Source organism: Streptococcus sp. STR1/CE/0325, assembly GCF_055386095.1.
Genome location: NZ_AP045018.1, coordinates 1,303,841 through 1,318,505 on the forward strand (window position 1 = coordinate 1,303,841; position 14,665 = coordinate 1,318,505).

Consider the following 14,665-nt stretch of genomic DNA (forward strand, 5'->3'; position numbering starts at 1 on the left):
TTATTACGCATTCAGTATAACATTTTCGTAAAGCGTTTTCAAGGATTTTTGTGATTTTTTTCTATTTCTTATCTTTTCTTTTATTTTTTGCTTTAAAATGCCTTCCCTATATTATAAACATTCTAAATAAGTTCCATTAAAGCTGTTTGATTGTAAGAAATTCTAATCTTTTTGATGCATAAAAGACTGAAGTGAAACACTCCAGTCTAGATTCAATCTTTTTATTTTGATTTGATATAGTTGACCCCAACTGCTTTTGGTGCGATGGAGCGACCAAAGAAAGCAGCCAAGACAATAATCGTAAAGAGATATGGCGCAATTTGCAAGTAAACCGTTGGAATATGAGACAACAAAGGCAACTGGCTACCGATAACCGCCAAACTTTGGGATAAACCAAAGAAAAGACTGGCTAGCATGGCACCGATTGGATTCCATTTCCCAAAAATCATAGCGGCAAGAGCAATGAAACCAGGACCTAAAATGGTTGTCGCAGAGAAGTTTACTGAAATAGACTGGGCATAAACAGCACCACCAACTCCTCCTAAGAAACCTGAAATCATCACGCCAAAATAACGCATGCGATAAACGTTAATCCCAAGGGTATCTGCCGCTTGAGGGTGTTCTCCAACCGAACGTAAACGTAAACCAAAGCGCGTCTTATAAAGAATGTACCAAGCGAGGAAAGAAAAGGCGATAGCAAGATAACCCAAGATACTGGTATTTTTAAAGAAAATATCTCCCAATACAGGAATCTGAGATAAACCAGGGAAAGAAAACTTCCCAAAAGACTCTTGGATATTATCAGTTTGCCCTTTGGCATAAAGTGCCTTGGTCAAAAAGACTGCAAGAGAAGGCGCAAGAAGGTTCAAGACCGTACCACTAACGATATGATCTGCCCTAAAATGAATGGTTGCAACGGCATGAAGGAGAGAAAAGAGAACCCCAACCAAACCACCAACCAAAAGCGCCAACCACGGTGTTGCTTTACCAAACGTATCTACAAAGGTCAAGTTAAAGACGATACCTGAAAAGGCACCCATTACCATGATTCCCTCTAGTCCGACATTAACAATCCCAGAACGTTCTGAAAAGACACCACCGATACTGGTGAAAATGAGTGGCGCAGAATAGACCAACATAGAGGACACCAGCAAGGATAAAACCGTAACTAAACTTAATGAAGGCATCTTATTTACCACCTTTCGCTACTTTTTTGGGCTTCATATAGCGCTCAATCAAATAGTGAGCTGCGACAAAGAAGATAATCAAAGCTGTCACAACATTGATCAATTCTGGTGGAATCCCCGCAATGGTCATCCCTGGCTTACCAACACTCAATACTGCAAAGAGCAAGGCGGCAAAGAAAATACCAATTGGAGAGTTGGCTGCCAAAAGACTGACCGCCATCCCATCAAAACCGATAGAGAGAGAACTTGGTTGCACAAAGACATTTTCAAAGGTTCCAAGCCCCTCAACAACACCGCCAAGACCAGCCAAAGCCCCTGAGATAATCATGGAAAGGATGATAGTTCGTTTGGCTGACATTCCAGCATATTCACTGGCATAAGGGTTAAGACCAACAGAGCGGATTTCAAAACCAAGTGTGGTCTTGTTGAGCAAGAACCAGATCACAAGAATCGCAATAATGGCAAAGAAAATCCCAATATTCATCCGTGAGTGATTGGTCAAAGCATCCAACCAAGGCGTTTGATAAGAAGCATTTTTGCTCACCTGAATACTCGAATCCACACTTCGCATGATAGACTTGGCAAATCCACTTCGAATGATAGCATTGCTACCATAGAGGATGACATAGTTCATCATGATGGTGACAATGACCTCACTGGTCCCAAGGTAGGCGCGTAAGATTCCTGGAATCGCCCCTGCAAGACCACCAGCAATCATCCCGATAAGAGCGGTCAAGACAATCAAGAGGGGACGAGACATATCTGGGTGCGATAGAGCAAACCAGCCTGCTGCTACCCAACCTGCTAAAGCCTGACCAGGCAGACCAACATTGAAGAAACCAGCACGACTCGCCACCGTAAAGCCAAGAGCAATGAGAATAAGAGGTCCCATAGCCCTAAAAATTTCACCGATGTTTTTTACACTACCAAATGCCACCTGAATGAGACCCTCGTAGCCCCACAAGGGATCGTAACCAAAGAGCAACATGACGATGGCACCAAGGACCACCCCTAACAATACAGAAATGAGAGGCACAACAATATTTTGTGCATTCTTAGACATGACTATCCTCCTTTTCAATTGAACCACCCGCCATCAAAATACCGAGTTCTTGTTTATTGGTTGTTTCAGGAGAGACAATCCCTTGAATCACGCCATCATGGATAACGGCAATGCGATCAGAGAGGTTCAAAATCTCGTCCAATTCAAAGCTCACCACCAAAACAGCCTTGCCTTTATCACGTTCTTCAATCAAACGTTTATGAATGTACTCAATCGCTCCGACATCCAAACCACGGGTTGGCTGACTGACAATCAACAAATCAGGATTTCGGTCCACTTCACGAGCGATGATGGCTTTTTGCTGATTTCCTCCTGAAAATCCTTTGGCTGGAACCAATTCATTTGCCCCACGCACATCAAATTCAACCATCAATTTTTTGGCATAGTCATTGATTGCTTTGTAATCTAGTACCCCATTTTTACTCAAGGGTTCCTTATAATAGGTTTGAAGGGCGATATTTTCTGCTAGGGTCATGGGAAGAACCAAGCCATCTCTATGACGGTCCTCTGGTACATGCCCGACCTTTAACTCTGTAATCTGACGAGAACTTGACTTGGTCACATCTTGACCTTTGATTGTAATCGTCCCAGACTGTACCTTGCGCAAGCCTGTAATGGCTTGGATTAGCTCGGTCTGACCATTGCCATCAATCCCTGCAATCCCTACAATCTCTCCTGCCCTCACATCTAAGGATAGATTTTTAACGGCTGGAACACCACGGTTTTCATTGACCACTAGGTTTTGAATCGAAAGAACCACCTCTTTAGGCTCAGACGGTTTCTTCTGTGTCTTAAAGGAAACAGAGCGTCCCACCATCATTTCAGCTAAATCTTCTGCACTAGCTCCTGCGACATCAACTGTTTCAATACTCTTTCCACGGCGAATAACCGTCACACGGTCTGCAACCGCCCGAATTTCATCGAGTTTGTGGGTGATGAGGATGATGGACTTGCCTTCTTTGACAAGATTTTTCATAATCTCCATCAATTCTTGAATCTCAGACGGTGTCAAAACTGCTGTTGGTTCATCAAAAATGAGAATATCCGCCCCACGATAGAGGGTTTTTAGAATCTCCACCCGTTGTTGGGCACCGACAGAAATATCTTCGATCTTGGCATTTGGATCAACTGCCAAACCATACTTAGCTGATAAGGCTTCAATCTCTTTGGTAGCACTTTTTAGGTCTAGGCTACCGTTTTTCACCATCTCATTTCCCAGCATGATGTTTTCTGCCACGGTAAAGGCCTCCACCAACATAAAGTGCTGGTGCACCATTCCAATCCCAAGACTGTTGGATTTAGAGGGAGAGTCAATGTTTACAGGCGTACCATTGATGACAATCTCGCCACTGGTTGGCTCTAAAAGACCAGCCAACATGTTCATTAGGGTTGATTTTCCTGCTCCATTTTCACCAAGTAGAGCATGGATTTCCCCTTTGCGTAATTGCAAGTCAATTTGGTCATTGGCTACAAAATCACCGAATTTTTTTGTGATCTTTTTCATTTCAATGACATGTTCGGTCATAAGGGTTTTCCTTTCAAGGGTATTCATGTGTCAGTAAAGTCTAGCAAGATTTGCTAAACTTTACTGAGATATCAATATCTCAGCTCATTTTACAAAAGAACGACCGACGAAGGTCGTTCTTTTGCTGATGATGTTATTTTTCTGGAACTTTGATGTCGCCAGCGATAATTTTTTCCTTAGCTTCTTTGATAGCTTTCACAGCATCTTCGCTAAGGTTAGTGGTTTTGATGTCAACACCACCGTCTTTCAAACCGTAAACGGTTGTTTTACCACCAGGGAATTTACCATCTTTCGTTTGGTTAGAGATAAGTTTAACTGATTGACCCACTTCTTTGATGGTTGAAGCAAGAACGAAGTTAGAAGACTTACCGTCTTTAGACGTGTAGTTTCCTTCTGCAGATTGGTCACGGTCAACACCGATGACCCAAACTTTTTCATCTTCGTTCTTGGTTTCGTTGATAGACTTAGCTTCGCTGAAGACACCTGTACCAGTACCACCTGCTGCTTGATAAATCACGTCAGCACCTGCTGCGTATTGCGCAGCAGCGATGGTTTTACCTTTAGCTGGGTCACCAAATGAACCAGCGTATTCAACAGAAACCTTGATGTTAGGGTCAACAGATTTTACCCCAGCTTCAAATCCTTTTTCAAAGCGTGAGATAACTGTTCCTTCCATACCACCGATGAAACCAACTTGTTTGGTCTTTGTTGCTTTTGCAGCAGCAATCCCTGCAAGATAAGCAGCCTCGTTATCTGCAAAGGTTACGCTTGCCACGTTCTTTTCACCTTCGATGACATCATCGATAAGAACAAAGTTTGTATCTCCATTGTCCTTAGCCGCTTTTTCAACCGCATCATGAAGGGCAAAACCAACACCAAAGACAAGATTGTATCCGCTGTCGATAGCGCTACTTAGGTTTGTTGCGTATTCAGACTCGTTAGATGATTGGAAATAAGTGTAACCTTTGTCTTTAGACAAACCGTTATCTTTACCCCAAGCTTGAAGACCTTCCCAAGCAGATTGGTTAAATGATTTATCATCAACACCACCTGTATCGGTCACGATCGCCACTTTCAAATCTGTTTTAGCGTCTTTTCCTGCTGAAGAAGACCCGCCACGATGAGCACAAGCTGCCAATCCAAGAACAGCCACAGAAGCTAGACCAACACCAATAAGTTTTTTGTTCATGAAAATGAACCCTCCTAAAAGATATGATAATGCAACAATTGTTGCAAAGCGAAAGAAAAGTTTCGGATAAACCCCGTTAAGTCAAATCCGTAAACGAATATGGAAGTAATTCCCCGACCGTCATCTCGACCGTCCGACCATTTTTGGCCACTAAAATAACTTTTTTATCTGGTGACAAGAACTCAACCATCACCTGACGACAGGCACCGCAAGGTGAGATGGGATCATCTGTTTCACCGTAAATAGCTAATTCTGAAAAATCCCGCTGTCCTTCTGAGATAGCCTTAAAGATCGCTGTCCTTTCTGCACAATTGGTCAGTCCAAAACTAGCATTTTCAATGTTGCATCCCAAAAAGACCGAACCATCTTGGCACTTCAAGGCTGCTCCGACTGGGAAGTGCGAGTAAGGGACATAGGCCGTCTCGCTTGCTTTTTTGGCTAAACGCACCAAATCAGTAGCCATGCGTCACCTCTTGCCCATTCATGATGGCAACCCCTGACGAGGTCCCAATGCGGGTTGCTCCGGCTTCAATAAAGGCCTGGGCATCTGCTAGAGAGCGAGCGCCACCTGCCGCCTTAACGCCAACTATCTCACCAACTGTTTTTCTCATCAAGGCCACATCTTCAACCGTAGCGCCGCCTGTTGAAAAACCAGTTGATGTCTTGACATAATCTGCCCCAGCAGAAACGGCTAACTGACAGGCTTTAATCTTCTCCTCATCCGTTAAAAGACAGGTTTCAATGATAACCTTGACCAAGCGACCTTGACTCGCTTCAACCACTGCTCGAATATCCTCTTCAACCAAATCAAAATTCCCAGATTTTAGGGCACCGATATTGATGACCATATCAAGCTCATCAGCTCCTGCTAGGACAGCTTCTTTGGCTTCAAAGGCCTTGACTTGAGAAAGGGTTGCTCCCAAGGGAAAGCCGATAACCGTACAAACTTTGACATCGCTACCTTCTAAGACGTCCTTGGCATGAGCGACCCAAGTCGGATTGACACAGACACTGGCAAAATCATAGTCCAGTGCTTCTTTGAGAAGCGTATCAATAGCTGCTTGGCTGCTATCTGGCTTTAGTAAGGTATGGTCGATGTATTTGTTGATAGGAAGTGTTTCAGGCACTTTAATCTCCTTTTTGTAGGCCTAAGAGATGACCTTAATGATCTCTTTTGGCTCTATTTTCTCATCTCCTATTTTAACATTTTTCTGGCATTCTGTAAGCCATTTTTCGTCAATTTTTTTATTTGTATAGAGTTTGGCTACGACCTGACCTTTTCGGACCCAGTCTCCAACTTTCTTTTCAAAAACAATACCTGCTTCATAGTCCAGTCCGTCCGTTTTGACCTCACGACCTGCTCCTAGTTTCATGGCTAACTGACCAAAATAAAGGGCAGGGAGTTGGGTAATATAGCCTTCTTTTTCAGCTCTAATCTCCTCTATCGTCTCGACCCTAACCGGGCGATACAAGTCCTCCAAATCCCCTCCTTGGGCAAGAACCATGGCTTCAAATTTTTCAAGAGCCTGTCCACCAACAAGATGCTCTCTTATCTCAGCAAGCGAAACCTTTTTACCCACCAAATCCAGCATCAGCTGGGCGAGTTGACAGATAAAGTCGGTTAGATCATCTCTGCCCTCTCCTTTCATAACAGAAAGAGCCTCCAAAACTTCCAAACGATTCCCAATCGCAAGACCAAGAGGTTGGCTCATGTCGGTCAAGACCGCAATGGTCTCACGTCCCATCTCGCGTCCTAAGGCCACCATGATTTTAGCCAGTTCTTGCGCCTCGTCTTCATTCTTCATGAAAGCCCCATCACCAACCGTAACATCTAGGAGAATCTTATCCGCTCCAGCTGCAATCTTCTTACTCATAATCGAGCTTGCAATCAAGGGCATAATATCTACCGTTGCGGTCACATCCCTAAGAGCATAGAGCAACTTATCTGCCTTAACCAAGTCATCTGACTGACCGATGACAGATAAACCAATCTCTCTAACTTGTCGCAAGAAATCCTGCTCCGTCAAGTTGATCTGATAACCCCTAATGGCTTCTAACTTGTCTAGAGTCCCACCTGTATGTCCGAGACCACGACCACTCATCTTGGCAACTGGAACACCAAAACTCGCAACAAGTGGCACCAAAATCAAGGTTACCTTATCTCCCACACCGCCTGTCGAGTGCTTATCCACCTTAATTCCTGAGATGCTAGAAAGGTCATATTCTTTACCTGTTTTTAGCATGCTAAGGGTCATGGCCATGGTTTCAGCCACACTCATGCCCTTAAAATAAACCGCCATGGCAAAGGCTGACATCTGATAGTCTGGGACAAGACCTGCCGCATACTGTTCAATCAACCAAGCCATCTCTTCGGTATTTAGGCTTTTCCCATCACGTTTTTTTTGAATTAGATCAACTGCTCTCATGCGTTTACACTTCTTAAAATATAATATCCTTTGTCTTTTTTTAAGATGCTACAATTCCCAAATAGCTCTTCCATCTTCTTTTTAGCACTAGGGGCACCTTGTTTTTTCTGAATCACAATGGTCAAATCACCCCCATCTTTTAGATGAGTCTTGGCTCCTTCTAAGATGGCATGAACCACTGACTTTCCTGCTCTAATAGGAGGGTTACTAATGATATGATCAAAAGACCCCTCAACATTTTCATAGACATCTGAGGTCAAAATCCTTGCCTCAACTCTATTTCTCTCTGAATTTTTTCGTGCCAAATCAAGAGCGCGCTCATTGACATCCACCATGGTTACGGCAAGTTTTTGCGTTTTAGCAAGAGTAATGCCTAATGGACCATAGCCACAACCAACATCTAAAAGACTTTCTCCCTCTTGAAAATCAAGACTTGAGAGCAAGACTCTGCTGCCGTAATCAATCATATTTTTTGAAAAGACACCCGAATCCGTCAAAAAATCAAAGCGCTCACCCAGCAACGTCACACTCAAGTTTTTGACATCGTGCGCACTATCTGGTTGTTTACTATAATACATATTTGTCATTGTTTCGTTTTTACCAATACTATTCTCATTATACCTATTTTAACACAAGGCGCAAGAGTTTTCAAGATTAACATTGCATTATCCCTCACAAACAATTGTTCGGTCTTTTTTACGTCTTACCTAATCTTGAAAAACATGATATAATAAATCTGAAAGAGGAGGATGCTATGCAGCAAGATTTAAGTCATTTTAATTATCTCTCGAGAAAGGATTGGCAAGACCTAGGACAAATATCTCTTCCCCTATTAACAGGAGAGGAGTTAGAGGCCATCAAAAGCCTCAATGATCGCATTCGGATTGAGGATGTGACGGATATCTACCTGCCCTTGCTCCAACTCATCCAATTGTACAAGACCAATAAAGAAGCCTTACAAGCGCAAAAAGAAGCCTTTTTAAACCAAAAACTAAAGCCAACCCCTTTTATCATCGGTATTGCAGGTAGTGTGGCTGTGGGGAAATCAACGACCAGTCGGCTCTTACAGCTATTGCTGTCACGTGCTTTTGCTGATCAAAAGGTGGAGTTGGTCACAACCGACGGCTTTTTGTACCCCAATCAGATTTTAAAAGAAAAAAACATCAGCCATCGCAAAGGCTTTCCTGAGTCTTACAATATGGAACTCCTGTTACAATTTTTAGATGCCATGAAAGAGGGAAGAGAAATGACCATTCCAGTCTATTCCCATAAGAGCTATGACATTCTTTCTGATCATACTCAGACCATTCAATCCCCTGACATCCTCATCATTGAGGGCATCAATGTTTTTCAAAATCAAGAAAACCACCACCTCTATGTGACCGATTACTATGATTTTTCGCTCTATATTGACGCTGATCCAAAAGACATCGAGGACTGGTATCTAGAGCGATTTCAAACCTTGCTTGAGATGGCCAAATCCCGTCCTGATAACTACTACCACCGCTTTACCCAACTAGACCGAGCAGATAGCTTAGCTATTGCCCACCACACTTGGGAAAGCATCAATCTCATCAATCTTGAAACCTATATCCAGCCGACCCGATCTCGAGCAGATGTGATTTTACATAAGTCTAAAGAACACATCATTGACTATCTGCTCTTAAAACGCTAGACTTTTGTCGGCTTTTGACCTTTAGAGCCTAGAACTAACTTTCTTTTCAAAGATTTTTAGAAAAATAGAGCATTTTCCCTTGTCAAATCTCAAAAATTTGGATATAATAGCATAGTTAATATAAATGGAGGTGAATCGAGTGGCAAACATCAAATCAGCGATTAAACGTGCTGAGCTTAGCGCTAAGCAAAACGCTAAAAACTCTTCTCAAAAGTCTGCAATGCGTACAGCTATCAAAGCTTTTGAAGCAAACCCAACTGAAGAGTTGTTCCGCGCTGCAAGCTCAATCATTGATAAAGCAGAATCAAAAGGATTGATCCACAAAAACAAAGCAAGTCGCGACAAATCACGTCTTGCTAGCAAATTAGCTAACTAATGTAAGAACAGTCTATCTTTAGGCTGTTTTTTCGTGCCTTTAAAAAGGAGAAGTCACAAAAATTCAGACAATTGGTTTTCTCTATAAGACAATAAATCAAAAGGAAGCTCGGTCCCGTATCCCAAGCTTCCTTTTTTATTTCTAGTGTGACTGATAGGCATCTGCTCAACTCAATCAGAAAGAGACATTTTTTTATAATCTAACTTCAAAAACAGTCCCTTGTGGTGAGTTGTCTTCCACTGTGATAGTGCCTTTCATAGACTCCACAATTTGCTTGGCAAGGGACAAGCCCAGTCCAAAACCACCTTGCTGTCTGGTTCTTGCCTTATCCACACGGTAAAAGCGATCAAAGATATGTTTTTTATCCTCATCACAAATGCCAATGCCATTATCCGACACTCGCAACAGGAGAAACTTATCTCTGGTTTCAACTGCAAAATGAATCTTGCCATCATCGCCTGTATATTTCAGCGCATTATCAAAAAGAATGGTCATGAGCTGCTTGAGTAGGGTCTTATCAGATTTTACCACACGATTTATGTCTAGCTGTCCTTCAAAGCTCTTTCCTGTTTCTTCAGCAATCAAGCTATAATTCTTAAAAATATCGGTGAAAAATTGGGGCTGGATGTCCTCCATATTGGGCTTAATCCCATCATCACGTCTAGCTAGATTCAGCAAATTAGTGGTCAAGAGCCGCATATTACGCACTTCTTCTAAACTGGAGGCAATCTGCTCGGTATTTTCTAAAATAGTTGATTCTGGCTTTCTAAAGAGGGTTTCTAAGCGATTTTGTAAAACAGCCAAGGGGGTTCTTAGTTCGTGACTGGCATTTTCGACAAAAGCCTTTTGCTTTTCATAACTCAGTAAAATCGGCTTACGACTCCAATTTGCCAGATAAACGCTAGCCCCAATCGAGATGATCCAAAAGACCACCATGATGATCACAATCATGCGTGAATAGCGATCGTTCGCCTCTTCTAACTGAGTGGTATTGATGGCAATCTTGGCATAAGCCACCTCAGGGTAAGCCAGATTGTTAATCGCAATGGTCAAGGTGCGATACTTTTGCTTTTTCCCTGAGATATTGGTCACTTCCACTTGTGAAATCTTGCCGAGTTTATTTTTCCCTAAAGGCAGACTGTCTAAACCAGAAAAGGAATCCAGACTATTTAAAATCGTGCCTTCTTGGTCATAGACAATCAAGTTGGTGTTTGCCACCACTTCACTCGGAGGGGTGACCTTAGTTTTGTTGTCCGTCTTTTCCTCTTTTTGATCTGTTTTGCCACTGAGATAAGCCAGACTACTCTTAATCATGGTGAGGGTCACATAAGAATTGGCATCTTTTTGTGCTGTTTTTAGGCTGGAATCCACTGAAGCGTAAATCCCAAAACGCATAAATTGCAGGATAATCACTGTCATAATGATGAAAATGCCAGTGAAAACCATGAAAAAGTGAATGAAAGAATCCCAGTTATCCGATTTAAAAGAGGCGCCAACCTTATGCTTCATGTTTTAAAATATACCCCACACTCCGAAGTGTTTGCAGATGTTTTGCAAAATCTGTTCCCTTTAACTTTTTACGAATCTTGGACACATAGACCTCCACCACAGAAATCGTGGTGTCGCTGTCAAACCCCCAAATCCGATCAAAAATCTGGGTTTTAGGCAAAATGACATTTTGATTTTGCAAGAAATAGAGCAAAAGGTCAAATTCTTTGCCCAAAAGGTCCACTTCTTTGCCATTCACCAAGGTTGTATTGGTGGAGAGATTGACAGAAACATCTCCGTAAGTAATGGTATTGTCTGTGATCTTGCCGGAGCGTTTGAGCAGGGCTTGGATGCGCATCTTGAGCTCTTCAAGGTAAAAGGGTTTGGTCAGATAATCATCCGCTCCTAGCTCAAAGCCATGTCCCTTGTCATCGATGCTTTCTTTAGCGGTCATGATAATGACAGGTGTGGTCACTCCTTTTTCGCGCAACTCTTTTAAGACTTGAAAGCCGTTCTTTTCAGGCAACATCAGGTCCAATAAAATCAAGTCATAGACACCACTTTCGGCCTCATAAAGCCCCTCCTCGCCATCAAAAGCCTGCATGACATCTGCAAAATCATCCAAAAAATCAAAGACAGAGTTTGATAAACTCAAGTCATCTTCTACTAATAATATTTTTATCATGTTTCTTTCCTACCTTTTAAGTCATTATACCATATTTGCCTTAATTTCAACTAAAGGAAAAGCAAAAAAACAGATGCCTGAAACCAGACTTCTGTTTTTTGCTGCTATTCCACTCGGTTAACCTCGTAAATGGTATCTTCAAGGGCCGCTTGATAATCTGCTTGGTTGTAAGGCACTTCCACCTCAAGGGTAACACGCTGGCTAGGTAAGTCAACCTTAACATGGCTAACACCTGCCATCGCTTCTAGGGCTTGTGTGACCCGCATTTTGCAGTGGTCACAGGACATATTTTCTAAATAAAGGGTTTGTTTCATTTTTCTTTTCCTTTCTTCCATCTAAGGGGTAAACGTAGGGCATTGAGAATGACAGAAAGCGAGCTTAAACTCATCGCAAGACCGGCGAACATCGGATTGAGGAGAGGACCACCAAAGAGATACCAAATCCCCATGGCTAAGGGAATACCTAGGATATTATAAAGGAAGGCCCAGAAGAGATTTTCCTTGATGGTTTTAAGACTGACCTGTGATAGGGCAAAAAAACCGACCAAATCTTGCAACTGACTTCTCATTAAAATCACATCGGCTGACTCAATAGCAATATCTGCGCCAGAACCAATGGCAATCCCTAAATCCGCGCTTGCAAGAGCTGCCGCATCATTGATGCCATCACCAACCATAGCCACTCTATTTCCTTCTTGTTTTAAGGTTTCAATAACGGCATGTTTTTGACTTGGCAAAACACCAGAGATAACGTCATCAATGCCGACTTCCCTAGCAATAGCACGAGCTGTTTCTTCCTCATCTCCTGTCAGCATCATCACTCGAAGCCCTCGTTTTTTTAGGGAGGCAATAGCTCTTTTGCTATCTGTTTTCACCAAGTCTGCTACTTCAAAACCTGCGAGCACCTCCCCATCAATGGCCAAATAAATGGGACTGGATAAGCCCTCAAAAGCAGCTAAATCCGCCAAAGAAATGCCCTCTTCCTGCATCAAGCGCTTATTTCCCAAAAGCAGACCTTGTCCCTTATAGCTTCCTAAGAGGCCTTTTCCTGCTTCTATCTGAACATCTTCTACAAAGACCACCTCTTCTCCATCTTCTCTTGCTTTAGTGATAAAGGCGTGGGCGATAGGATGCTCCGAATATTGCTCCAAACTGGCTGCTAATTGCAAGGCTTCGTTTTTTGAAAGATGGCCTCTAGTGACAATGCGATTCATTTCTGGTTTGCCCTTGGTAATGGTTCCTGTTTTATCCAACACAAGGGTCGTCATCTGATCGCCTTTTTCAAGACTGGCTGCAGATTTGATTAAGATCCCTTCTTTTGCACCTGTTCCAGTCGCAACCATAATCGCAACAGGCGTGGCTAAGCCCAAGGCACAAGGGCAAGCAATCACCAAGACCGCAATCAAGATAGAAAGCGAAAACTCAAAACTGCGCCCCATGATGACCAGCCAAAAGACAAAGGACAAGAGAGCCAGCACCAAGACCGTTGGAACAAAAACACGAGCCAGACGGTCGGCTAAGTTGGCCAATTCTGCCTTGGTATTTTGCGCAGCTTCAACCAGCTGAACAATCTGAGCCAGACTGGTTTCTTCTCCCACCTTGGTCGCTTGATAAATCAAAACCCCTTCTTGATTGATGGTACCACTGAGCAGCTGGTCACCTTTCTCTTTTTCAACAGGCAAAGGCTCACCCGTCATACTCGACTCATCGACCCAGCTCCTTCCTTCAAGGACGACTCCATCAACAGGAATCTTACCCCCTGGTTTAATCCGAATGCTGTCCCCTTTTTGAACAGCCTCAAAAGGAAGCATCTGAAAACTGCCATCTCGCAAGACCTCAACCTGATCTGGGATGAGATTGAGCAATTCCTCGACTGCTTGAGAGGTCTGGCGTTTTGATTTTTCCTCCAAGTATTTTCCCAAGAACACCAAGGTCAAAATAACCGCAGCCGACTCAAAATAGAGATGATTCCTCGACTCGCCCGTCATAACCAGAGAATAGAGCGAAAATAAACTTGCCAAAACCGCAGCCCCTGTTCCTAGAGAGATCAAGCTATCCATATTGGGCTCCCCGTGAAAGAGGGAGAAAAGCCCTCTTTGATAGATAGAACGCCCTTGGAACAAGACGATACTGATCAAGCCTAGCTCAATCACTCCTAATAAGCCGGCATCTATCTGAGGTAGCCCTAAACCAATCATAGGCCCCATAGCCAGATACAACAAAGGAAGCGTCGCTAAAAGGGCTATCCATAAACGCTTTTTCAGCCCAGCTAGAGCCTCATCATTCTGCTTTTTAGGCGCAAAAACTTTTACCTTTGCCTGATAACCAGCCTTTTCCACTTTTTCTTGGACCCTATCATCTAGGTTTTGACCTTGACCCTCGACTGTTAGGGTGTTGGTGGCGGGATTGACCTTGGCCGTCTCAACCCCATCTAGCTTTCCCACCACTTTTTCAATGGTTAAGGCGCACGCCGCACATGTCATGCCTTTGATTTCATATTCACGTTTTGTCATGCTTCCTCCTTTTGGCAATGCCTGCAAGCACATTGACCACGTTTACATTGGCAACTGAGATCATCCTTAGCACTAAGCCGTTTTTCTTTAATGGTCACCTCTAACAAATCTAAATCCGACTGACTAAGCTCAACGCCTCTTAATAGATTGCTCATGGCTTCTCCATGCTTGGTTTGACAAATATGATCAAATAGCTGCCTAAAGACCTTGTTCAGATGCTCGTTTTCATCCAAAAGAGGGAGATAGTAAAATTTCCTATCTTCTTTGACCATCTCGATCAAGCCCTTGTTCTTCAGTCGATTGAGCAAGGTCTTGATGGTACTACTTTTCCAGCCAAACTCTTCTTCTAATTGAGAGATGATATAACTGCTCCTGCTCCTAGGACTAGCCCACAAGACCCGCATAACCTCCCACTCAGCTGGACTCATCTCTTTATCATTCATTAGGAATCCCCCCTCTTTTTGATTACAACTGTAAACGTTATTTGTGATTATAGTTTACACCTGTAATCGGTATTTGTCAAGAGAAGAGATTGTTTT

At 43.0% G+C, this 14,665-nt stretch carries 15 protein-coding genes; 2 read left to right on the forward strand and 13 right to left on the reverse strand.

Annotated features, from left to right (window positions below):
* Positions 1 to 221 precede the first annotated feature (221 nt).
* The 8 genes from ACZ49W_RS06390 to ACZ49W_RS06425 form a co-directional block, all read right to left on the reverse strand.
* Positions 222 to 1,187: an ABC transporter permease gene (locus ACZ49W_RS06390; RefSeq protein ID WP_464814481.1), complete on the reverse strand. Its 966-nt coding sequence runs from the start codon at positions 1,185 to 1,187 to the stop codon at positions 222 to 224.
* 1 nt (position 1,188) lies between these two features.
* Positions 1,189 to 2,250, reverse strand: coding sequence for an ABC transporter permease (locus ACZ49W_RS06395; RefSeq protein WP_464814482.1), 1,062 nt, complete (start codon positions 2,248 to 2,250; stop codon positions 1,189 to 1,191).
* Positions 2,243 to 3,775 (reverse strand): ABC transporter ATP-binding protein, encoded by a 1,533-nt coding sequence (locus tag ACZ49W_RS06400; RefSeq protein WP_464814483.1) that lies wholly within the window; start codon positions 3,773 to 3,775, stop codon positions 2,243 to 2,245. The genes ACZ49W_RS06395 and ACZ49W_RS06400 overlap by 8 nt, the downstream gene beginning before the upstream one ends.
* Positions 3,776 to 3,908: 133 nt before the next feature.
* Positions 3,909 to 4,964: a BMP family lipoprotein gene (locus tag ACZ49W_RS06405; protein WP_464814484.1), complete on the reverse strand. Its 1,056-nt coding sequence runs from the start codon at positions 4,962 to 4,964 to the stop codon at positions 3,909 to 3,911.
* Positions 4,965 to 5,040: 76 nt separating this feature from the next.
* A complete protein-coding gene (locus tag ACZ49W_RS06410; protein ID WP_464814485.1) occupies positions 5,041 to 5,427 on the reverse strand; it encodes a cytidine deaminase in 387 nt (128 codons plus the stop codon).
* Positions 5,417 to 6,091: a deoxyribose-phosphate aldolase gene (deoC, locus tag ACZ49W_RS06415; RefSeq protein ID WP_464814486.1), complete on the reverse strand. Its 675-nt coding sequence runs from the start codon at positions 6,089 to 6,091 to the stop codon at positions 5,417 to 5,419. The genes ACZ49W_RS06410 and deoC overlap by 11 nt, the downstream gene beginning before the upstream one ends.
* 21 nt (positions 6,092 to 6,112) lie before the next feature.
* Positions 6,113 to 7,390, reverse strand: coding sequence for a pyrimidine-nucleoside phosphorylase (locus ACZ49W_RS06420; protein WP_464814487.1), 1,278 nt, complete (start codon positions 7,388 to 7,390; stop codon positions 6,113 to 6,115).
* Positions 7,387 to 7,977 (reverse strand): class I SAM-dependent methyltransferase, encoded by a 591-nt coding sequence (locus tag ACZ49W_RS06425; protein WP_464814488.1) that lies wholly within the window; start codon positions 7,975 to 7,977, stop codon positions 7,387 to 7,389. Before ACZ49W_RS06425 ends, ACZ49W_RS06420 begins: the two co-directional genes overlap by 4 nt.
* A 167-nt stretch (positions 7,978 to 8,144) precedes the next feature.
* On the opposite strand from ACZ49W_RS06425, the gene coaA reads away from it, so the two are divergent.
* The gene (gene coaA / locus ACZ49W_RS06430) at positions 8,145 to 9,065 is read left to right on the forward strand and encodes a type I pantothenate kinase (protein WP_464814489.1); all 921 of its coding nucleotides are present in this window, start codon (positions 8,145 to 8,147) and stop codon (positions 9,063 to 9,065) included.
* A gap of 124 nt (positions 9,066 to 9,189) precedes the next feature.
* The gene (gene rpsT, locus ACZ49W_RS06435; RefSeq protein WP_464814490.1) at positions 9,190 to 9,441 is read left to right on the forward strand and encodes a 30S ribosomal protein S20; all 252 of its coding nucleotides are present in this window, start codon (positions 9,190 to 9,192) and stop codon (positions 9,439 to 9,441) included.
* Positions 9,442 to 9,633: 192 nt separating this feature from the next.
* On the opposite strand, the gene ACZ49W_RS06440 is transcribed toward rpsT, so the two are convergent.
* The 5 genes from ACZ49W_RS06440 to ACZ49W_RS06460 all read right to left on the reverse strand — a co-directional run bounded on the left by ACZ49W_RS06440 (position 9,634) and on the right by ACZ49W_RS06460 (position 14,569).
* Positions 9,634 to 10,950: a sensor histidine kinase gene (locus tag ACZ49W_RS06440; protein WP_464814491.1), complete on the reverse strand. Its 1,317-nt coding sequence runs from the start codon at positions 10,948 to 10,950 to the stop codon at positions 9,634 to 9,636.
* Positions 10,940 to 11,614, reverse strand: a complete 675-nt coding sequence (locus ACZ49W_RS06445) for a response regulator transcription factor (protein ID WP_464814492.1) — start codon at positions 11,612 to 11,614, stop codon at positions 10,940 to 10,942. The genes ACZ49W_RS06440 and ACZ49W_RS06445 overlap by 11 nt, the downstream gene beginning before the upstream one ends.
* Positions 11,615 to 11,718: 104 nt before the next feature.
* Positions 11,719 to 11,928 (reverse strand): heavy-metal-associated domain-containing protein, encoded by a 210-nt coding sequence (locus tag ACZ49W_RS06450; RefSeq protein WP_464814493.1) that lies wholly within the window; start codon positions 11,926 to 11,928, stop codon positions 11,719 to 11,721.
* Entirely contained in the window at positions 11,925 to 14,126 is a 2,202-nt protein-coding gene (locus ACZ49W_RS06455; RefSeq protein ID WP_464814494.1) for a heavy metal translocating P-type ATPase, read from the reverse strand. The genes ACZ49W_RS06450 and ACZ49W_RS06455 overlap by 4 nt, the downstream gene beginning before the upstream one ends.
* Positions 14,123 to 14,569: a CopY/TcrY family copper transport repressor gene (locus ACZ49W_RS06460; RefSeq protein WP_464814495.1), complete on the reverse strand. Its 447-nt coding sequence runs from the start codon at positions 14,567 to 14,569 to the stop codon at positions 14,123 to 14,125. The genes ACZ49W_RS06455 and ACZ49W_RS06460 overlap by 4 nt, the downstream gene beginning before the upstream one ends.
* Positions 14,570 to 14,665 lie beyond the last annotated feature (96 nt).